At 46.0% G+C, this 19217-nt stretch carries 20 protein-coding genes; 18 read left to right on the top strand and 2 right to left on the bottom strand.

Going from position 1 to position 19217, the window contains the following annotated elements:
- Positions 1-388 precede the first annotated feature (388 nt).
- From araA to MKY23_RS28050, 4 genes are all read left to right on the top strand, one after another.
- A complete protein-coding gene (gene araA, locus MKY23_RS28065) occupies positions 389-1813 on the top strand; it encodes an L-arabinose isomerase (RefSeq protein WP_154960283.1) in 1425 nt (474 codons plus the stop codon).
- Positions 1814-2101: 288 nt separating this feature from the next.
- The gene (locus MKY23_RS28060) at positions 2102-2872 is read left to right on the top strand and encodes an AAC(3) family N-acetyltransferase (RefSeq protein WP_336121553.1); all 771 of its coding nucleotides are present in this window, start codon (positions 2102-2104) and stop codon (positions 2870-2872) included.
- Between the two features lie 48 nt (positions 2873-2920).
- Positions 2921-3100, top strand: coding sequence for a hypothetical protein (locus tag MKY23_RS28055; RefSeq protein ID WP_339834147.1), 180 nt, complete (start codon positions 2921-2923; stop codon positions 3098-3100).
- A 374-nt stretch (positions 3101-3474) separates the two neighbouring features.
- A complete protein-coding gene (locus MKY23_RS28050; protein ID WP_339834144.1) occupies positions 3475-5175 on the top strand; it encodes a diguanylate cyclase in 1701 nt (566 codons plus the stop codon).
- A 75-nt stretch (positions 5176-5250) separates the two neighbouring features.
- Here MKY23_RS28050 and MKY23_RS28045 read toward each other — a convergent pair whose 3' ends face one another.
- Positions 5251-5604 carry a helix-turn-helix transcriptional regulator gene (locus tag MKY23_RS28045; RefSeq protein WP_339834141.1) on the bottom strand — a complete coding sequence of 118 codons (354 nt, stop codon included), beginning with the start codon at positions 5602-5604 and terminating at the stop codon, positions 5251-5253.
- Between the two features lie 167 nt (positions 5605-5771).
- Here MKY23_RS28045 and MKY23_RS28040 point away from each other — a divergent pair, with 167 nt between their 5' ends.
- The 7 genes from MKY23_RS28040 to MKY23_RS28010 all read left to right on the top strand — a co-directional run bounded on the left by MKY23_RS28040 (position 5772) and on the right by MKY23_RS28010 (position 10409).
- Positions 5772-6575, top strand: coding sequence for a DNA-binding protein (locus MKY23_RS28040; protein ID WP_339834138.1), 804 nt, complete (start codon positions 5772-5774; stop codon positions 6573-6575).
- 194 nt (positions 6576-6769) lie between these two features.
- Complete coding sequence (locus tag MKY23_RS28035) at positions 6770-8038, top strand: WXG100 family type VII secretion target (protein WP_339834135.1); 1269 nt, start codon at positions 6770-6772, stop codon at positions 8036-8038.
- Between the two features lie 2 nt (positions 8039-8040).
- The gene (locus tag MKY23_RS28030) at positions 8041-8508 is read left to right on the top strand and encodes a hypothetical protein (protein WP_339834132.1); all 468 of its coding nucleotides are present in this window, start codon (positions 8041-8043) and stop codon (positions 8506-8508) included.
- A 204-nt stretch (positions 8509-8712) separates the two neighbouring features.
- On the top strand, positions 8713-9045 hold the full coding sequence (locus tag MKY23_RS28025; RefSeq protein ID WP_339834129.1) for a hypothetical protein: 333 nt from the start codon (positions 8713-8715) through the stop codon (positions 9043-9045).
- Positions 9045-9377, top strand: a complete 333-nt coding sequence (locus MKY23_RS28020) for a hypothetical protein (RefSeq protein WP_251508351.1) — start codon at positions 9045-9047, stop codon at positions 9375-9377. The genes MKY23_RS28025 and MKY23_RS28020 overlap by 1 nt, the downstream gene beginning before the upstream one ends.
- 70 nt (positions 9378-9447) lie before the next feature.
- The gene (locus MKY23_RS28015) at positions 9448-9945 is read left to right on the top strand and encodes a hypothetical protein (RefSeq protein WP_251508349.1); all 498 of its coding nucleotides are present in this window, start codon (positions 9448-9450) and stop codon (positions 9943-9945) included.
- Positions 9946-10277: 332 nt separating this feature from the next.
- Entirely contained in the window at positions 10278-10409 is a 132-nt protein-coding gene (locus MKY23_RS28010; protein ID WP_339834120.1) for a hypothetical protein, read from the top strand.
- 314 nt (positions 10410-10723) lie between these two features.
- Here the strand turns inward: MKY23_RS28010 and MKY23_RS28005 are convergent, their stop codons facing one another.
- The gene (locus MKY23_RS28005) at positions 10724-11569 is read right to left on the bottom strand and encodes a hypothetical protein (RefSeq protein WP_339834117.1); all 846 of its coding nucleotides are present in this window, start codon (positions 11567-11569) and stop codon (positions 10724-10726) included.
- A 99-nt stretch (positions 11570-11668) separates the two neighbouring features.
- Between MKY23_RS28005 and MKY23_RS28000 the strand changes: the two genes are divergently transcribed.
- The 7 genes from MKY23_RS28000 (at position 11669) to MKY23_RS27970 (ending at position 19162) form a co-directional block, all read left to right on the top strand.
- Complete coding sequence (locus MKY23_RS28000; protein WP_090923471.1) at positions 11669-11968, top strand: hypothetical protein; 300 nt, start codon at positions 11669-11671, stop codon at positions 11966-11968.
- 337 nt (positions 11969-12305) lie between these two features.
- The gene (nikA, locus tag MKY23_RS27995) at positions 12306-13877 is read left to right on the top strand and encodes a nickel ABC transporter substrate-binding protein (RefSeq protein WP_154985711.1); all 1572 of its coding nucleotides are present in this window, start codon (positions 12306-12308) and stop codon (positions 13875-13877) included.
- On the top strand, positions 13877-14824 hold the full coding sequence (gene nikB / locus MKY23_RS27990) for a nickel ABC transporter permease (protein WP_339834110.1): 948 nt from the start codon (positions 13877-13879) through the stop codon (positions 14822-14824). Before nikA ends, nikB begins: the two co-directional genes overlap by 1 nt.
- Positions 14821-15675 carry a nickel transporter permease gene (nikC, locus tag MKY23_RS27985; protein WP_339834107.1) on the top strand — a complete coding sequence of 285 codons (855 nt, stop codon included), beginning with the start codon at positions 14821-14823 and terminating at the stop codon, positions 15673-15675. Before nikB ends, nikC begins: the two co-directional genes overlap by 4 nt.
- Positions 15672-16472, top strand: a complete 801-nt coding sequence (locus MKY23_RS27980; protein ID WP_339834104.1) for an ABC transporter ATP-binding protein — start codon at positions 15672-15674, stop codon at positions 16470-16472. Before nikC ends, MKY23_RS27980 begins: the two co-directional genes overlap by 4 nt.
- Positions 16469-17251, top strand: coding sequence for a dipeptide/oligopeptide/nickel ABC transporter ATP-binding protein (locus MKY23_RS27975; protein WP_339834101.1), 783 nt, complete (start codon positions 16469-16471; stop codon positions 17249-17251). Before MKY23_RS27980 ends, MKY23_RS27975 begins: the two co-directional genes overlap by 4 nt.
- A gap of 405 nt (positions 17252-17656) precedes the next feature.
- The gene (locus tag MKY23_RS27970) at positions 17657-19162 is read left to right on the top strand and encodes a malate:quinone oxidoreductase (RefSeq protein WP_090923461.1); all 1506 of its coding nucleotides are present in this window, start codon (positions 17657-17659) and stop codon (positions 19160-19162) included.
- Positions 19163-19217 lie beyond the last annotated feature (55 nt).

The following is a 19217-nucleotide window of genomic DNA, read 5'->3' as shown; positions in this document are numbered from 1 at the left end:
GAATAACCTTTTTACACCACTAACGGAGCAGACAGAAGAAAGCTGTAGAAGCGGAGCGTTCACCTTTATCACCGGATTTCCCCTTATACATAAGGGGTTCGAAGAAATCTGGGGATAACAGTGATCGAAAGATTATTCTGTCTGCGCAGTGTCCCGGTATAACTACCCTACCCAACCCGCAGTTGAATAACCTTTTTACACCATTAACGGAGAGTGCAGAACCAATCTGAAGAAGCGAAGCGCTCGCGTTTATCATCGGATTTCCCCCTTGAGAAGGGAAAGAAAAGAAATCCGATGTTAACCAGCGATCGAAAGATGGTACTGCAATCGCAGTGTCCCGGTGTAACCAACCTATCCAACTATAATCTAATGAAATGAGGATGATTCCATGTCAGCAACAGCAGCAAAAGAGTTTTGGTTCGTTGTCGGTTCACAACATTTGTACGGTGAAGAAGCACTCGGTGAAGTTAAAGCAAATGCACAGAAAATTACAGATGCCCTTAACGCTAGCGGCGTACTCCCTTACCCACTCGTATTGCAAGATCTGGCTGTAACCGCAGACAAAATCACCAGCATCATGAAAGAAGTGAACTACCGCGACGAAGTAGCGGGTGTAATCACTTGGATGCATACTTTCTCTCCAGCGAAAATGTGGATTCGCGGTACGAAATTGCTGCAAAAGCCATTGCTTCACCTCGCAACGCAATATAACGAGAGCATTCCATGGGCAACCATCGACATGGACTTCATGAACCTGAACCAAGCGGCACACGGCGACCGTGAATATGGCTTCATTAATGCCCGTCTGAGAAAACAAAATAAAATTGTTGTGGGTTACTGGGAGCGTCCGGAAGTGCAACAGCAGGTTGCAGACTGGATGGACGTAGCGGTGGCATACAACGAAAGCTTTAACATCAAAGTTGCTCGTTTCGGCGATAACATGCGTAACGTAGGGGTAACAGAAGGGGATAAAGTCGAAGCTCAAATCCAGTTTGGCTGGACTGTAGACTACTACGGCATCGGCGACCTTGTTGAGTACGTGAACGCTGTAACTGAGCAAGAGATTGATGAATTGATCACACAATATGCGGACCTGTATGAATTCGATTATGGCACTAACAGCAAAGAAGCATGGGAAGCTAGTGTACGTGTGCAAGCAAGCTATGAAATTGCGATCAAAAAGTTCCTGGATAACGGCGGTTACACGGCCTTCACAACGAACTTCGAAGACCTGCACGGCATGAAGCAACTTCCGGGTCTGGCAGTACAACGCCTGATGGCTCAAGGCTACGGATTTGCGGGTGAAGGGGATTGGAAAACAGCGGCGCTGGATCGTTTGCTGAAAATCATGGCGCATAACGAAAACACAGGCTTCATGGAAGACTACACGTATGAAATGGCATCGGGCCAAGAAGCCATTCTGCAATCTCACATGCTTGAGGTTGATCCTACACTTGCGAGCACTAAACCAAGAATCATCGTATCTCCACTGGGAATTGGCGATCGTGAAGATCCGGCTCGTCTCGTCTTTGACGGCAAAGCTGGCGAAGGTGTCGTCGTATCCATGGCAGACTTCGGTACACACTACAAATTGCTGATCAATGAAGTATCTGCCTTCGAACCAACGGTTCCTGCACCAAATTTGCCAGTCGCTCGTGTATTGTGGACAGTAAAACCGAACTTCCAAGACGGCGTTAAAGCTTGGATTGAGAACGGTGGCGGACACCACACGGTGGTATCCTTGAACCTGACGACAGATCAGATCGTAACGTATGCGAAGCTGGTGAATCTGGAGTACGTGATTATTAAATAATCATACTGACAAACATGGAATTATAGATGGTATATATCGTTCTAGATTCATCACTAAGGTCTTTAATCCACGCCTTGATTCCAATTCCAAAGGATAAATCTCGGTTGTACTCTGCTCATGTCTGAAGTATGATCAGAGTATCAGAGATCAAATTCATAAGCGTATTCAACGTTAAAGCGAGCATCTGCTTGCCGTATAAAAGTGTAATTACAGAGGCCGAGAACCTATCTCGGCTCTTTGTTTTATTTTTCGATACATCACATCGATTCCTAAGGAGGTTATTCCAAGATGACACATACATACGAAAGTCTTATCGCACAGCTAGAGGAATTAGGCATAGATCGTCACGGCACCTTGCTGATGCATTCTTCCATGAAGAGTATGGGGGAGGTGGAAGGTGGAGCAGATACCGTGCTGGATGCGCTGAGTGAGTATATGAAGGATGGGTTGCTCGTTTTGCCTACGCATACGTGGTCTACCATTAACAAAAGTAATCCATTGTTCCACGTGGAAACGTCTTCCTGTTGTGTAGGCATTCTGCCGGAGTTGTTTCGTAAACGTCCTAACGTTGTCCGTTCCTGGCATCCTACACACTCTGTAGCGGCATTAGGGAAGGACGCACAGGCGTTCACACAGGACGATCATCTCTTCGATACGCCATGTGCACGAGGTTCTGCATGGGGCAAGTTACTCGATCGCAAAGCGACAATACTGCTGGTGGGGGTGGACTTGAAGCGGAACACGTTTATTCATGGGATCGAGGAATGGGTGGACATTCCAGGCAGAATGACCGATGAACATGAGATGCTGTATACTGTTTTGCCAGATGGAACTAAAATTTCCGTACCTTCACGCAGACATTGCGGACTATCTTGGTCAGAGCACTTCTGGAAGGTGGATGAGGTGCTGGTTCAAGCAGGCGCGATGCACAAAGGAAGTTTTGGAGATGCCGTCGCAAGTGTCTGTGATGCTGAGAGAACAACCGAGGTGCTTACGGAGATGTTGAAGGAAAACCCGGATCTGTTCTCGGACAATGAGCCTTTGGCAGATGTGAAGTAAGTGGAATTGAAGCGTTGATATCAGGTATGAAAAGGGAGTCTGATTTTTATGGGAAGCAAACGGTCCTCTAATGAATTGGATGGAAACAACGGACTAACTGAGGCAAGACACGAGCTTCAACTTCGTTTAATCGTTGCGGAGAAGCAGATTGCTGCTAAAGAACCTTTGATGGATCATGAGCTAGTCATGAATAGATTGAAAAGAAAAATAGAAATAGTACGGACGTAGGAGAGTTACCGGTAGTGAAGCTTTCTTTTCAATAAAATAGATTACGTATCCCGCTACCGGCTGGAAGACGCTCAGTTGAAAGCTGGGCGTTTTTTTGCATACAACCTTCATAAACGTTCACAAAAGTGCAAAAAATGAATGCGATTTCAATCAGAGGTTGGGCTGACTTCCAGTGAATGGGCTACTCAGCGTATCAGGGGTGTGGTACGATATGGGTAATTTAACCAGAACAAAATCAAATCGTTGCAGAAGTATCTCGTCATAGTTATTTCTAGAACGATCAGAAGAAAAATCAAAGTTCAACGTTTGGCAACGTATCAGAGTTATCCTTGATAACCATGGAATCAGTGTCACATCCAAGAAGGAGAAGATTTGTGAACCCATTAGTGTGGTATGATCTTTCGTTATTCGTGCTATTGTTTGGTGTGGGCGTGTATGTGTTTGCTACCGTTAGAATTACGAATTTACATAAGGTGTATTTTTTGTTTCACGGTTTGATGATGATGTGGCCTTTCTGTCAATTTGCGAGTACGCTCACCGATGATCCGGGCCTGCAATTATTCTATGTTTTGCTGTCCTTTGTAGCGGTCTCGCTGCTGGGGAGCGGGTGGCTGCTGCTGACGTTATTTATTACCGGTTATGCGGAACGACTGAGCCAAAGGCGGTTGGTATTGCTGTTTGTACCCGCTGTGATCGGAGCGATTGGGGTTGTTGCGAACCCTTGGCATGATTTTGTCATGCCTCTGGAGGGTGGTTATATCGAGCGTGCTTACGGCCCATGGTTCTGGGTGGTCATGTTCATTTTGGTGAGCTATTTCGTGACTTCCCTTGTTATTATGTTTCATGCGGTATTTTCCTCCAAGACACCAGCCATGATTCAAAAGCAGGTCAAAATCACCCTTTGGGGAATTTTTGTACTGGGTGCGTTTGCCACGTTGGATGCCATCCTTAATGTATTGCTGAGCCGCTGGTTGCCGATTATTCCGGGTCTGACCTCACTGGGTATTTTCCTGTCCGACCTGTTCTTCGTGTATGTAATCAAAAGGTACAACGTGTTCAATCTGGTCTCCATCGCCCATGAGGACGTCATTAATACGATTCCGTATGGCATCCTGGTGCTGGATGAGAACGAAGTGATTGTGGAGGTGAACAAAGCCTCTCGTTTTTTCATAGAACAACATGTAGGGGATGCCTGGGACATGGAGGCATTTCTCGCTGGGGTGTCTGTGGAGGGGAATAGTCGGAAGTTCCTGAACAAGTATCGCTTGAAAAAAATGGAGCTTTGCCAGATCGAAGTGATCGTGGAGAAAGACGGCCAGCTCTGCCACTATATTCTGCAGTCTTCTCCGATTGTGGACTCGGCTCTTGCACCGCTAGGGCACCTGCTGACGTTCCAGGATGTCTCTCAAGAGCGCTTCTATGCTAAAACGATGAACCAGCAGTACAAGACGCTACAAGAGCGCAATGAGGCGCTCGATCTGATTGGTCAGGAGTTATCCGATGCCAACCGCAAGCTGGAAGAGCTGGTGCTGACGGACAGTCTGACGCAGTGTTTTAACCGCCGTTACCTGACGCAACATCTGAATCATGAAGTACTCACGAACCTTCAATATAAAATGCCGTTTTCCCTCATGCTGCTCGATATCGACCACTTCAAAGCCATTAATGACCACTATGGTCATGTGGTTGGAGACGAAGTGCTAGTGCGCACGGCAGAGGCGCTTCGGCAATCTGTGCGCAGTACGGATATTCTGACTCGCTATGGCGGAGAGGAATTCATGATCTACCTGCCGCATACGGAGCATGATCTAGCGATTGATATTGCAGAGCGTGTAAGACAGGCCGTGGAGTCCAACCGTATTTCATTGAATTATGGGTTGGGGGAAATAGCAATTACCATTAGCGTCGGGATTCTATCAATTGATGATTTTGCATATGAGGACGAAGACGTGCCGGAGGATGGCGAACGCTATTTAATTCAGCTATTTGATGCAGTAGACAAGGCGCTGTATCAGGCGAAGCAAAAGGGCCGGAACCGGGTGGAGTATGGGGTGTTGGCGCGGAGCGTGGTGTGAGAAGGGTAATGTGGAAAAAGAGTGGAGCAAAAGGCTCCACTTTTGGAAAGAATATGTATGATATACCTGTCCGAATTAACGTTTATCTGAAAGCTTTTTTGCATTTTCAATGGAGATCAAAATTTCCTTGTTAATTCTGGTTAAAGAATCGATTTGATCTGCATCTTGACCGCTAACTAAAGTCATATGCTCGTCCAAGGCTCTTCTGTACGAAGAGTCTTCTTTGAATTTAAAAAGTTGCTCGGCTGGAACCTGTAAGCCGTTCATGATTTTCTCAAGCGTTTCCAAAGAAATATTGCGGTCTCCTCGTTCAACTCCACCGATATAACTGTAATGAAGGCCAGCAGATTCAGCCAGTTGTTCCTGAGTCCAGCCTTTGGCCTTTCTTAATTCACGAATTCGATTACCAACAGCTTCTGGTAAACTCATTTGATCACCTCCACTTAAGGTTAGAAGAGGATATAAATCCATGACAGACTAATGAATATAAAATAAAAATTGTAAAAGTAGTACTTATTAGTACAATTTATATTGATCTTCTTTTTATTTATCTATACAATAATTTCAAAAGAGCTCAATAAAGGAGGATTCCTTTTTTGCGAAAATCTATCCTAAAATCCCTCAAACCGGATATTATCGTTGATATGCTGGATATGGCTGTGGCTTTTGAAAATTGGAACAAAGTGCTGGAGACAGCGGGTGTGTTGTACCAGTGCGCACAGTCTATATATGAAGAACGGGTGGAGTGTAAGGAGAAAGGTGGGTATAAACTTCATATTCATACGGAACGTCCATTGGTTTATTACATGGGATGGAGTCATATGATGCGAGGTATGGCTTATCAGAAGCTGGGGCAGATCGATAAAGCACGAGCTTGTATCCAGCAGTATGCAGCATTGGGGTGTATGGAAGGAACGGATGAGGCAGAGCTACAAGTTGTGCAGGAGTTCAAACGGAAGGCTGAAATCCATCGCTATGCACTTGAGATTGAAGCAGGACAGGTTAAGTTGCTGGAAGGGTACGTGAACCTTTTGCTGGAGTATCCGGAGGAACGTTTGTCAGGGTTGAAGGTGATCACAGAGGCCGCGGTGCGGCATGGGTGGCGGATTGATTTTGTCATACAGATGATTGAGGAGAAGATTGTTGGGTCGGGAGTGGGGATAGATTCGTTAAACAACGATGATATGTACCACTATTGTTACCAAAGGGCTTTATATGAACAGTGGATGGGAAGGCCGCAGGAGGCGGTGGAATTTATTTTGAAGGCGATGTGTATAGCGGACAGATTGGGGATAGAACGGCAAATTATCAAGTGCACAGCGGTATTGGAGTCGTTGCGAAAAATGGCGACGGAGGAGCAGATTGAGCGGTATCGGGTGTTTTTGGCGGGGATAAAGTAGGGGGTTGCTATTAGGTTTACTGAAAAGGGTAGGATATGCTTGGATGTGGGTATATGCATATAGGACTATAGCACCGATGAGTGGTGTGTCAGATGTCGGGTTATAGGCAAATTCAGGATGTTAGCCGGATGGTTTTACATATTATACTTCTGCTAACATAGGAGAATCCTATTTCAAATGAGCGGAGAAAGCGTATGAGTACAATCAAAGTGACCCCTGAACAATTACATCATGTATCCAATCAGGTAAATCAGGCAAGACAACAGTTGGAGCATATCCAGGATAACCTCTCAAGGCAGATCATGTTTCTTCAGGCCGTATGGCTGGGTGTGACGCAGGAGCGTTTTTATGGTGATTTTGCAAGATCACGTACCGTGTTACAGAAAGCACTGGAGAGCATGTTGTATACTTCAAAAGAGTTAACGGATATTGCTACGCGGTTTGAGCAGGCAGATGCCGAGAAGGGCAGTCTGGGTGGCGTTATTGGCGCTGTGGGTGCGGCAGCGATGATGAAGAGTTCGGGGAATGATGCGGGTTCGGAGGATAAAGGCTACCGGATGGCACAAGTGAATGTGTACGGCAGGCTGATGTGGATGCCAGTGAACGAGAATGGTGTTCCAGATCAAGCTTCTTTGCAGGCGTATCAGAAGGATCAAGGGCATGTGGATATCAATCGGATGCAAGCAGGTCATGCAGAAGATCCGGGGGAAGATCTTAATGCCTTGCAGATTGAAGCCTTTGAAAATGGAGTTCATCCCTTCACAGGCGAGCCAGTGAATGATCGATATGCACAGATGATGGTGACTTCTCTGAAGTTCAGCCAGATTTTTATGGCTTTTCAGATGGTTCGCGGAAGTATGCCGGGGCGCAAAGGCCCGTTTCGCTTGCCTTCCTCTCATCCGGCGGTGGTTAAGATGAAGAAGAACTTAGAGGATCATAAGGCGAGGAAAGAGGGGGGACAAAAAGATAATTCAAGAAAAGGAGTTAATCCTGAACACATTGAGGTGCCTTCTTCGACTCAACCCTCTGGAAAAAAAGGAGGCTTACCAGAAGGTAATTATGCTACAGGTAAAGATAGAGGATGGATCAAACAAAATGAATCAGCAGACACCTTCGCAAAAGAGGGCTATCATGTCAAAATGTTGGATGAAATTGAGGGTGGAAATGGACACGGTATTAAAGAGGGAAGCAATCCTGATTTCCTGATTGAAGGAAAAGTGTTTGACCATTACGCACCTATAAGTACTAAAAGTGCCAATGGAATAGCAGAAGAGATTAAGCGTAAGACAAAGGACCAGGCAGATAGAATTATTTTAAATTTAGATGGTTTTACTGAGGCTAGAGTGGCAGAAGTTAGTCAGAAAATTATCGGTAAAACTAATCCAAACGGTGATTTAAGACGCTTGAAGGAATTGTTCATTATTCGAGAAGGGAAAATAGAGCATCTTTTTTGGAGGGAATAATTATGGAATTAGCATTGTATGTTTTCAATAAACAAGATACGAAACACCTAGCGACATTATTAATGAGTGCTATACAGTCATTTTCGCCAGAGACTCGCATGTCATGCAAGGATGATTACTACACATTAATGAATTCCAACTTTTCTTGTATTGTGCAAGATGATGATGAATTAGTGAGTTTTACAAGGGAAGAGTTAAGTCTGAATATTAACTATTGCGTCTCTGTTACGATTTTCTCATATTCGCCAGAAGAAGCACTACGGGCTATCTTTCAAGCGGTGAATAAACTAATTGCACAACTGGATAAAGATGTAGCACTGACAGATAGTTCATCTGGAGTGATTTTTTTGAGGTCTAACGGTCAGCTCATTATTAACTCACATTGCCGAGAGAATCCTGACATTTATGACTGGCCTTTTGATGTGCTGGAAGGCAACTTTATTGAGAAGGACATGGCGGGATTGCTTTGAGAAGGATCTTGAGGCGAGGTGTAACAATATGGGGGCTACATTAGCTAAAGGGATCGAGCGTTTGTCGGCGATTTCATTTCAAATGAATAACTCCTCTCCCCAAAACTCACATCACATATTAATCAGTGAGTATCTAAGACGTGTGAATGTATAGACAAGCTGAGCCTATTCCCAGATGGTTATCCCCTATTTAGCTTTGCCAAGATGATTGGAAGAGAGATAGATGCTCATGTGTACCGTGCTTGTCCCCAGTTGGATACACTTCATAATGTCTATATGAAGGCCGTTTGTTATAGCTATCTGGAAGTGTGCGAATTAATCGATCTAGGAGTAGATGATGCGATTCAAAATGCTGATCTGCACGAGCCAATGTTGAAATTCTTCGAACGAGACGGGACTTTTAATATACGAAAGGGTGAACTGGAAGTAGGTGATGCAGCATATCCACTAATGTATTGGAGAAATCTGGCGATCCCTGTACAAGATATTAGCGATAATTCCTTGGATCTCATAGATCGTAATGGGCTGGAGGGATAATGATGTCGGTGGGGCTGTATAGATACAGCGGAGAACTAGATGACCGGGAATCGGAACTAACGCTTAGTGAGAATATCTCCACTCAGGACTTTTATGATGAGCACTGGGAGAGAGCTATTCATGAACTGGGCATCTCGATTATACAGGATAGCTCCCAGATTGCCTTCCATCAGCTTGAGGATGCACTGGATGAATTGGAACGTTTGAGAGAATGGGCTATCCAGCGGTTGGACGGAGCCAATCTGGAGTATATGAAAGGTAGAGTAGAGCATTTACAGCGGATTTTACCGAATGCTTTTGACAGTGAAGAAGTTATTTTGTACATATTCTAAGAGCATGGAGATTTGGTGGGATAATAACAGGAACGGATAGTCAGTTAAGGAAGAAGAGGTGGGGGTATTCATGAATTTGCTCGTGATAGGGATAGAGAGAATAGAGCGTATAAACTGGAATGTTTCTGCACGAGTAGATGATCCCTCAAATATGGCATTGGTGCAGGAGTATATCCGAAGAGCAGCATTACTGATTACGACATACCATTTAGAAACATCCTATCCATTCTTCAATGCTGCTCGCGCACTTGGACATCATTCCACTTTAGATGTAATGGATCAATGCCCTCGGTTAGGCGAGTTAACGAACAGTTTTATGAAAGGAACTTGTGTAGCGTATCTAGAATGGCTGAGCTTAGTTGAGTCTGGAATTGAAGAAGCAATAAAGTTTCATGATCTGTACGATCCCCTCATACTTCTGATTGAACGAGGCGGAAGGGTTAGCATGCGGCATGGTGAGATTAGAACAGGTAGATATGTCTTCCCTTTGGCAAATGCCGAATATATGTCTAAGCAGGCTCCGATAGATTTAAGTGACGCGGGACTGAGAGCATGGTCACAACAATAAACGTCAATATGATATGTTCTGAAGTCTGTTGAATGGAAATCGAATGTAGCCTCTGCCTGTGCAAGGGCTATTCTTTTTATTGGAGATTAATAAACTATTGTACGGTGTTAGTTGATTAATTAGACAGTAAATGAGGAAGTATTGTTTGAGGTTTACTGAAAATGGTAGGATGTGCTTGGAAATATGGGTATATGAATTTAGGACTATAGCACCGATGAGTGGTATGTAGGATGTTGGGTTATAGGTAAATTCAGGATGTTAGCTGGATGGTTTTGTATCTCATACTTCTGCTAACATAGGATAATCCTATTTCGAATGAGCGGAGAAAGCGTATGAGTATAATCAAAGTGACCCTTGAGCAATTACATCACGTATCGAATCAAGTGGATCAGGCGAGACAACAGTTGGAGCATATCCAGAATAACCTCTCAAGGCAAATTATGTTTCTTCCAGGAGAAAAATAAACAATGAAGTATATGATTGCCTGCCAAAACTGTATGTTTTTCTAGGTGTTTCAAAGACTTAAGTCGATCTTGAGAATTACCAGTGCCGTTTGACGAAGAAGCATTTCATAGTCCAGAGGAAAGTGTAAATCTTAAAGCGCAGGAAGAACCGTAAAACAATGAAGAACGTTTCTCAAAAAAACGGCGGCCTTCTCCGATTGAGTTCCGGGAGAAAGTCGCCGTGTAATTAAAATCCCTCTTTTTTATTGTCTACTTGATAGAGCTATTACTCTATTAGGGCAGGAAAGTTAACCTGTTATTATGATTAGTAGTTTCTATTTCCAAGTTATATCTTGATTTGCTGTGTTTACACTACCACTTGTAGGTGTGTAGGTAACCTCAAGAGCTTTCCATGCTAGAGACACACCAAATTGACCAAGAGGATTAGACTTTGCTTCCATATATGAGACAATTGCTCTGTTCACGGCCGAGGAGTTGACTTTTCTCATAGTAAACCAAGTGGTCCCTTTATACCTGTAATTGATATTGGCAGGAGTCAATTCCCAAGATGCACCATATAGGCTATACCCATCTGAGGCTGGTTTTCCACCATTAGCAAAACCGTTTGTACCATCGTTCACCCATCCCAACCAAGTGGCATTACTAATATTGAAAAAGCTTTTGTACATATCGGCACCATAGCTCCCAGACTGAATTTCCCATCCAGCAGGAATTGCAATTGAAAATCGATCATCTTTTATACCTGATGGACCCTGAGATGGTCCTTTACCAGTAGTTAACCATTCGAAGTTCCCATATATCTGCTTCTGTGAAGATGTAGCACCGTTAAAAACGGTAATTCTAAAAATAAGATCACTTCTCGGAATCGCAGCTAGTGGAGTTATTATATTTGAGGTGTTTATTAGTTCCCCGGTCTCTTCATTACGGATGAATGATTGAGTTGAAGAAGTGACATACTCTAAATTCTCACCAGAATTTTTAACAATAGTCTCCTTTAAATCGAAATCATAAGTATTGACCTCGTATTCTGGCATACCTGAATCGATAAGGATTTCATTAAGTTCTTGTTCTGAATATTTTACATCTGAGGCGTATACATCAATTGATAATATGGAAAAAGTTAATAGTAAAGTTAGAAAAGAAAAAGCTAGCTTTCTCATAGTGAAGGTACCTCCTAAAATAGTATTTTTTATAAACGATTTAAATCCCTTTTCTTCACCTCCTCTAAGTAGTAAGATATTATTTAAGGAGGGATATAAATGTATAAAAAGTTAAATTTAATTATTTTTATAATTTTAATTGTAATATTAAGTTCATGTAGTGTTTCAAAAACAACAACTGATGCTTTGGTTTCTGTCATTTCTAAGTCTTCTTCTAATTCAACTTACTGGATTGAAGTTAAAAATATCGAGAGTGAAGACTCTGAGAATTTCAAGTTATATTTAGATGATGAAAATCTGTGGAATGTCATAGAAGAAGGTAAAAATTATGTTGTTACTTATACTCATAAATCAGATAAAAATGAAGGTGATATATCTGTAATAAGAAATCCGAAATAGTAACTATATGTTATTAAATACTTTAAAAAGGAACAAGACCCAAAAGAATCAATTTATTACAAGAGAATTTGTATAAAATTGTCGAAAATTAGCTAAATTTAAGAGGGAAAATAAAAAAATGGCTTTAAGCAATAGGAAAGTCATTAAGGAAAGCCAATACGCATCTCATGTACAAAAAAACATCCCAAATCCGCTCTCATTGGAGAGACGGATTTTTTTACGTGCAACGAACCAAAAATATCTTGTCAAAACGTAATCATTACGATAAGATAATACTCATTGTTCAGATGATAATGATTACGATTAACGACCACATGAATAAGAATGAGAGAGGGGCATGACCTTGTTTACGAAAAAGAAGCCTTTGCTGGCGCTAATCTCCTTGGCCCTAAGTGCGGCAGTCTTACTTACTGCTTGCGGAGCATCCACATCTAGCCCGGCGGCGCAAGGCGATACCAATACCCAAGGGAATAAGAACGTTCACTTCCTATATAACTTCTCCACCAGTTCACTTGATCCACATGTGGATTCAAGTTATGTGCCGCTGCGTGCGGGCATTACGGAAACGCTCTTGCGTCTGGATGAGGACAATCTGACCGTTGCGCCGTGGCTTGCCGAGAGCTGGGAGAGTAAAGATGGTCAGCACTGGACGATTCATCTGCGCGACAATGTGACTTTCCAGAACGGCAAACCGATGACAGGGGAAGCGGTTAAAGCATCTCTGGAGCGGGCGTTGAAGGAGAACGTAGCCATCCAAAATACATTGATGGTGGATACGATCACAGCCGAGGGGAACAAACTGGAGATTACAACAACCCAGCCGTTCCCGGAATTTGCATCCGAGTTGGTAAATCCGAACACGGCGATTATTGACGTTAGTGAGCCGGATATTGTGAACAAACCTGTCGGTACAGGCCCGTTCAAGCTGACTTCTTTCACGGCAGGCAGCAAGCTGGAGCTGAGCCGATATGACGGATATTGGGACGGGGCCTCGCCGCTGGATTCCGTAACATTTTCGTTTAATGAAGATGCTAACGCACGTTCACTTGCACTGAAGTCCGGTCAAGTAGACGTCGTCTACCGTCCGGAAGTAGAAAGTCTGGAATCTCTCAAAGCCATCGACGGGTTGAAAGTTGAATCCACATCCACATTTCGCGTGCACCAGTTAACGATGAATATGCAGCGAGAGAGCATCAAGGATGTGAATGTCCGCCGAGCGCTGGATGCGCTAATTGACCGTAAAGGCATTGTCGATACAATCCTGCTTGGATACGGCGAACCTGCCATTGGCCCGTTCCTGCCATCACTGCCTTTTGCACCTAAATATACACATGCAACAACGGATACCGGTTCAGATGTGGCCGTAAAATATCTTGGCGAAGCTGGATACACCCAGCAAAACGGCGTAATGACCAAAGACGGCAAACCATTGAAGCTGACATTACTCACCTATTCGTCACGCGCTGATCTGCCGCTCATTGCACAAGTGTTCCAGTCGGATGCGAAAAAGATCGGAATTGATGTGCAGATTCGTCAGATTGATGCACCGGAAGAATACATGGCTTCCAACCGGGACTGGGATATCGCTACATACAGTAATCTGACCGCTCCACGCGGGGATGCGGGTTATTATCTGAATGCGACATATCATCCGAAGGGTGCGCTGAACTTCAGCGGATCAGAGGACCCGGCACTGACCAAGATCATCGACGAACTGAACCTTACCGTAGAACCGCAGAAACGCGCGGAGCTGGCAGAGAAAGCAGCCAATTATGTACATGATAACGTGCTGAACTCCTTTGTACTGCATCCGGCAACGATTGTGGCCTACAATGGCAAGAAGGTGAAAAACTGGGTCACCACGCGCAGTGAATATTACATGATCACAAACAAGCTGGATGTGATGTAATGTTTCGCATTTTGCTTCGCAAGTTTCTGGAGGTATTTGTATTTCTACTCTTCATTATGTTCGTGAGTTTCCTGTTCATTCGACTTGCTCCCGGCGATCCGGTGCTGACTATCCTGAATGTTGAGGAATTATCGGTGAGCAAGGAGCAAGTCGAAGCATTGCGCGAGGAGATGGGCTTTAATGACTCGCTTCCCGTGCAATTTGGCCGCTGGCTGCTTGATTTTGTACGGATGGACTTTGGTGTGTCCTATTCAACAGGCCAGCCGGTAATGCAGACACTGATGCGCGCACTTCCGGCAACAGCCGAGCTGACAATCGGTTCACTGCTGGTCATGCTATTCGTGGCTATCCCGCTGGGCTCCCTGTCCGCATTATATCGGGGCAGCTGGATTGATCAAGGTAGCCGCATCTTGTCGATCCTGGGTGCCGCTGTGCCCAGCTTCTGGCTGGGACTGATCCTAATTGACCTGTTCGGCGTACGATTCGGCAGTCTGCCCACGATGGGACGGAACGGATTCACCTCACTTATTCTGCCATCACTGACGCTGGGACTTGCTATCTCCAGCGTTTATGTGCGTCTTTTACGTTCCAGCTTGCTGGACTCTCTGAGCCAGGAGTTTGTGCGCTCTGCTCGGGCCAGAGGGCTTTCGGAGGGGCGTATCTTCTTCCTACATGCGTTCAGACACAGTCTGCCCCCGGTGATCACCGTATTTGGCGTTAGTCTGGGCAGTCTGATTGGCGGTGTTGTGGTGATTGAAGTGTTATTTGCTTATCCGGGGATCGGCAAGCTGGTTGTGGATGCCATTCGCCAGCGCGATTATCCATTGATTCAGGGATACATCCTGATCATGGCGGTTGTCGTGTTCCTGGTGAATACGGCGGTAGATCTGTCTTACCGTTATTTAAATCCAGAGATGAAATTGAAGGAAAGGGAGGCCCACCGATGAAAACGATGCCCCTGCGCATGCCGTCAACCAAAACAAAAAAGCACAGCTGGCAGGCCATCATCGGCATGCTGTTTGCACTGCTCGTTATCGCGGCCTCACTCTATGCCTTTCTATATTTGAAACATGATCATACCCTCACCGACCTGCGCAGCAGGTTGCAAGGGATGAGTGCGCTTCATCCGCTGGGCACCGACCACTTGGGCCGTGATGTACTGACACGTCTGCTTCTCGGCGGCGGTCAGACGCTCGGTTACAGCCTGCTTGCACTGGGTGCGGCACTGCTTATCGGCATTCCGTTTGGTCTAATCGCAGGGTACAAACGCGGCTGGATCGACAAGCTGTTCATGCGTATTGCAGATGCTTTTCTGGCTTTTCCGGACACCATCGTGGCGATTGTACTGAGCGGTCTGCTTGGTGCAGGCATCGGCAATCTGGTGCTGGCGATTGTTATCGTGAAATGGGTGAGTTACGCGCGTCTGGTTCGAAGCACTGTCCTATCCGAGTCGCAAAAGGATTACATCCGTGTAGCCCGAACGAACGGTCTGTCCGATGCACGAATCATGACCAAACATCTGCTACCGCATATTGCAGGTCATGTGCTGGTACTGGCGAGTCTCGATCTCGGCAAAATCATCCTGCTGATCTCATCCTTATCCTACATTGGACTAGGCGCACAGCCACCGACACCTGAATGGGGAGCGATGCTGAATGACTCGCGTCCTTATTTCCAGTCCAGACCCGAGCTAATGGTCTTTCCGGGTCTCGCGATTGTCTCTGTTGTGCTACTGGCGAATATGCTGGGAGACTACTTGCGAGATCGGTTTGATGTGAGAAAGGAGGTGCAGTCATGATCCTCTCTATCGAGGAACTGAGCATCTTCAGCCAAGAGCGGACGATTGTGGACCAGGTGTCCCTTGCCGTCCGCGAAGAGGAATTCATGGCGCTCGTGGGACAGAGCGGCAGTGGAAAAAGCCTGCTCTCGCAGGCCATTGGACAGCTGCTGCCTCCCAACCTGCGCGCATCTGGCCGTGTCATGTTCGAAGGCAGCAATCTGCTCGAACGGAAACCGAAGGAGATGCGTGCACTGCGTGGACGCGATATCTCGTATATTTTTCAGGACTATCAGGGAGCATTTACCCCTTTTCGCAGCATTGGCGGACACTTTGATGAATATCAGAAGGTGCACGGCGAGAAGTCTGCTACGATCCGTAAAAAGCGTGCCGCAGAAGCGCTGGAGTCTGTCGGACTCAGCCCGGAGCTGCTTCGCCGCTACCCGTTTCAGCTGAGTGGGGGTCAGTTGCAGCGAGCATCCATCGCGACATCCCTGATGCTCTCCCCACGTCTGCTCATTGCCGACGAAGCAACGACAGCGCTGGATAGCATGTCCGCGCATCGCGTAATGGAACTACTCGCACGCAAGCAAGCCGAGACGGGCTGTGCGATCCTGTTCATTACGCATGATTGGCGGCATGTGCGCCGATATGCGAACCGCTTGTCTGTCATGAAAGAAGGGCAGATCGTGGAATCAGGCGGCAAACACCGGATTCTGGATCATCCCCAGCATGAGTATACACGTCAATTAATTGAAGCAGCGCCTGTATTGAGTAATGAATTGAAGTCTGGTTTGAAGGAGGTGGGCGCGGAGTGAGAAGCCAAGCCAGCCAAGTCGTGTTACACGTGGAACAGCTCACCCGCACCTATGCTGGTGCGGAACATCCTGCCGTCAACGATATCTCGTTCACCCTGAATCGCGGCGAATGCCTGGGTCTTGTCGGAGAGAGCGGCTGCGGCAAAAGCACACTGGCCCGCTGCCTGCTACGCATCGAGGACGTGGATCATGGTTCGATTCAACTTGGCGGGCAGGATATTGCCCGGCTGGATGGGCGCCGCTTGCGCCCGCACCGTCGCAAGATTCAGATTGTTTTCCAGAATCCTTCGGCTGCACTTAATCCGAAACTTACCATTGGAGCATCTTTGATCGATCCCTATGAGCAACTAGGTCGGGATGCGAAGCTCACACACTTCACCTATACATCGAAAGAAGCTTACATCCGTCAGCTACTGGAGGCCGTAGAACTGCCGAGTGAACTGGCGAACCGCTACCCGCACGAGCTGAGTGGTGGTCAGCGGCAACGTGTTACGATTGCGCGAGCCATCGGCATTGAGCCGGATGTGGTTGTGCTGGATGAACCGACGGCCAGTCTGGATGTCATTTCGCAGGGAGCGATTTTGCAATTGCTCACCGATTTGCGTATATCTCTCGGCCTGTCCTATGTGTTCATCTCACATGATCTGGCGGCGGTGCACCGGATGAGCCAGCGAATCATCGTGATGCAATCCGGGCAGATCGTAGACCAATTTGGCGCGGATGCGTTGTTCGCCGAGGAACGCCACCCGTATACGAAGGAACTGATTTCGATATTCTGAGGGCGCAGCGCGTATGAGCGTGTGGACTGACTTCTTTCTATAATAAGAGCCGTTATGCGAAGGTTATCATGCATGCGGCTCTTTATGCACTCTTTTTCACAGCGAATCATATGTTTTAAAAAAAGGCCGTTTGCCTAGCGAATGAAAAGTTCCTTCTTTGCTTTGAACAAATAAATCTTTCAGGCCTATAACCGGGCTAACGAACCGCGGCAAACTAGCGTATACTGAGGGAATAGCAAATATCTTGAAATTGCATATTTAAATTGCTCCATATTATTGATACACTAGTTCAAGGTTATATTCATTCAGACAAGGCGTGAACCCTCGAAGAGTGGGCTTGCAGCCAATGCCAAATCGATAACGCTTACATCCTTTTGGCAAATATAGGATATAAGGACGGTAGACATGAGCCAGGGACAAACGAGTACAGATGTAATCTTGATCGGTGCTGGAATTATGAGTGCAACTTTGGGAACTTTGCTTAAAGAATTGGCACCAGACTGGAATATTAAGGTTTTTGAGAAGCTTGCCACGGCAGGAGAAGAAAGCTCGAATGAGTGGAATAATGCCGGAACCGGGCATGCTGCGCTGTGCGAACTTAACTATACTGTTGAACGACCAGACAAAACCGTAGATATTAGCAAAGCCATTAAGGTGAACGAGCAATTCCAGGTTTCCAAGCAATTTTGGTCCTATCTGGTGAACAGTCGTCTGATTCGGAATCCGAGGGACTTCATTATGCCGATTCCTCACCTCAGTTACGTGCATGGCGAGAGTAATGTGCAGTTTCTGAAAAGACGGTACGACACATTGTCAAACCATCCGCTGTTCGCAGGCATGGATTTCTCGGACAACCGGGAAGAGCTGGCGAAGTGGATGCCGCTAATGATGAAAGACCGCACAAGTAGCGAGCCGGTAGCGGCGACCAAGATTGACTCCGGTACGGACGTTAACTTTGGTGCTTTAACGCGTATGCTACTGAAACATCTACAGGAACAAAAGGTGGAAGTCCACTATAAACATAGCGTGAAGAGCATTAAACGCAAAAGTGATAAGTCATGGGAATTGACCGTGAAAAATCTGACGAGTGGAGCTGTTGAACGTCATCGGGCGAAATTTGTCTTCATCGGCGCGGGCGGCGGAAGTCTGCACCTGCTCCAGAAGTCCGGTATTCCGGAAGGTAAACATATCGGTGGCTTCCCGGTAAGCGGGATCTTCATGGTCTGCAAAAATCCGGAAGTCGTGGAACAGCATCATGCCAAAGTATATGGCAAAGCTTCCGTAGGTGCTCCACCGATGTCCGTACCGCATCTGGATACACGTTACATCGACAACCAGAAGTCACTGCTGTTTGGTCCATTCGCCGGTTTCTCACCGAAGTTCTTGAAGACCGGATCGAATGCAGACCTCATTGCTTCGGTGAAGTTGCATAACCTCTTAACAATGCTTGCGGCAGGTGTGAAGGAACTCTCACTCACCAAATACCTTATTCAACAACTCATGTTAACGAAGGAACAGCGCATGAAGGAACTGCGTGATTTCGTGCCGAGTGCGAAGAGTGAGGACTGGGATATGGTGCTGGCAGGTCAGCGTGTGCAGGTGATCAAGGACACCGTTCAGGGCGGTAAAGGCACACTGCAATTTGGAACCGAAGTTGTAACTGCGGCAGATGGCTCCATTGCGGCATTACTAGGCGCATCGCCGGGTGCTTCGACGGCGGTTCAAGTCATGCTGGAGATTCTGGAACGTTGTTTCCCGCAGAATATCAAGGCATGGGAACCAAAGATCAAAGAGATGATCCCGTCTTACGGCATCTCGCTTGCAGAGAACCTCGATCTATTACGTGAGGTGAATCTGTCTACGGCGAAATCGCTGGGATTGTCGGATGAGAAGCAAGCATTGCATGTGTAATGGATAAAGTGCTTCATGAAGCCAGGAAATGAATCAAAAAAGCTGAGTCCGGATC

Source organism: Paenibacillus sp. FSL R7-0272, assembly GCF_037969905.1.
Taxonomy (GTDB): domain Bacteria; phylum Bacillota; class Bacilli; order Paenibacillales; family Paenibacillaceae; genus Paenibacillus; species Paenibacillus polysaccharolyticus.
The sequence above is the reverse complement of the archived record's forward strand: the minus strand, read 5'-3'. Positions and strand labels throughout refer to the sequence as shown.

What these genes read in the sequence shown, in the direction of transcription:
- araA (WP_154960283.1), top strand. Translation starts at nt 389, where the DNA reads ATGTCAGCAACAGCAGCAAAAGAGTTTTGGTTCGTTGTCGGTTCACAA.
- MKY23_RS28060 (WP_336121553.1), top strand. Translation starts at nt 2,102, where the DNA reads ATGACACATACATACGAAAGTCTTATCGCACAGCTAGAGGAATTAGGC.
- MKY23_RS28055 (WP_339834147.1), top strand. Translation starts at nt 2,921, where the DNA reads ATGGGAAGCAAACGGTCCTCTAATGAATTGGATGGAAACAACGGACTA.
- MKY23_RS28045 (WP_339834141.1), bottom strand. Translation starts at nt 5,604, where the DNA reads ATGAGTTTACCAGAAGCTGTTGGTAATCGAATTCGTGAATTAAGAAAG.
- MKY23_RS28035 (WP_339834135.1), top strand. Translation starts at nt 6,770, where the DNA reads ATGAGTACAATCAAAGTGACCCCTGAACAATTACATCATGTATCCAAT.
- MKY23_RS28030 (WP_339834132.1), top strand. Translation starts at nt 8,041, where the DNA reads ATGGAATTAGCATTGTATGTTTTCAATAAACAAGATACGAAACACCTA.
- MKY23_RS28025 (WP_339834129.1), top strand. Translation starts at nt 8,713, where the DNA reads ATGATTGGAAGAGAGATAGATGCTCATGTGTACCGTGCTTGTCCCCAG.
- MKY23_RS28020 (WP_251508351.1), top strand. Translation starts at nt 9,045, where the DNA reads ATGATGTCGGTGGGGCTGTATAGATACAGCGGAGAACTAGATGACCGG.
- MKY23_RS28015 (WP_251508349.1), top strand. Translation starts at nt 9,448, where the DNA reads ATGAATTTGCTCGTGATAGGGATAGAGAGAATAGAGCGTATAAACTGG.
- MKY23_RS28010 (WP_339834120.1), top strand. Translation starts at nt 10,278, where the DNA reads ATGAGTATAATCAAAGTGACCCTTGAGCAATTACATCACGTATCGAAT.
- MKY23_RS28005 (WP_339834117.1), bottom strand. Translation starts at nt 11,569, where the DNA reads ATGAGAAAGCTAGCTTTTTCTTTTCTAACTTTACTATTAACTTTTTCC.
- MKY23_RS28000 (WP_090923471.1), top strand. Translation starts at nt 11,669, where the DNA reads ATGTATAAAAAGTTAAATTTAATTATTTTTATAATTTTAATTGTAATA.
- nikA (WP_154985711.1), top strand. Translation starts at nt 12,306, where the DNA reads ATGACCTTGTTTACGAAAAAGAAGCCTTTGCTGGCGCTAATCTCCTTG.
- nikB (WP_339834110.1), top strand. Translation starts at nt 13,877, where the DNA reads ATGTTTCGCATTTTGCTTCGCAAGTTTCTGGAGGTATTTGTATTTCTA.
- nikC (WP_339834107.1), top strand. Translation starts at nt 14,821, where the DNA reads ATGAAAACGATGCCCCTGCGCATGCCGTCAACCAAAACAAAAAAGCAC.
- MKY23_RS27980 (WP_339834104.1), top strand. Translation starts at nt 15,672, where the DNA reads ATGATCCTCTCTATCGAGGAACTGAGCATCTTCAGCCAAGAGCGGACG.
- MKY23_RS27970 (WP_090923461.1), top strand. Translation starts at nt 17,657, where the DNA reads ATGAGCCAGGGACAAACGAGTACAGATGTAATCTTGATCGGTGCTGGA.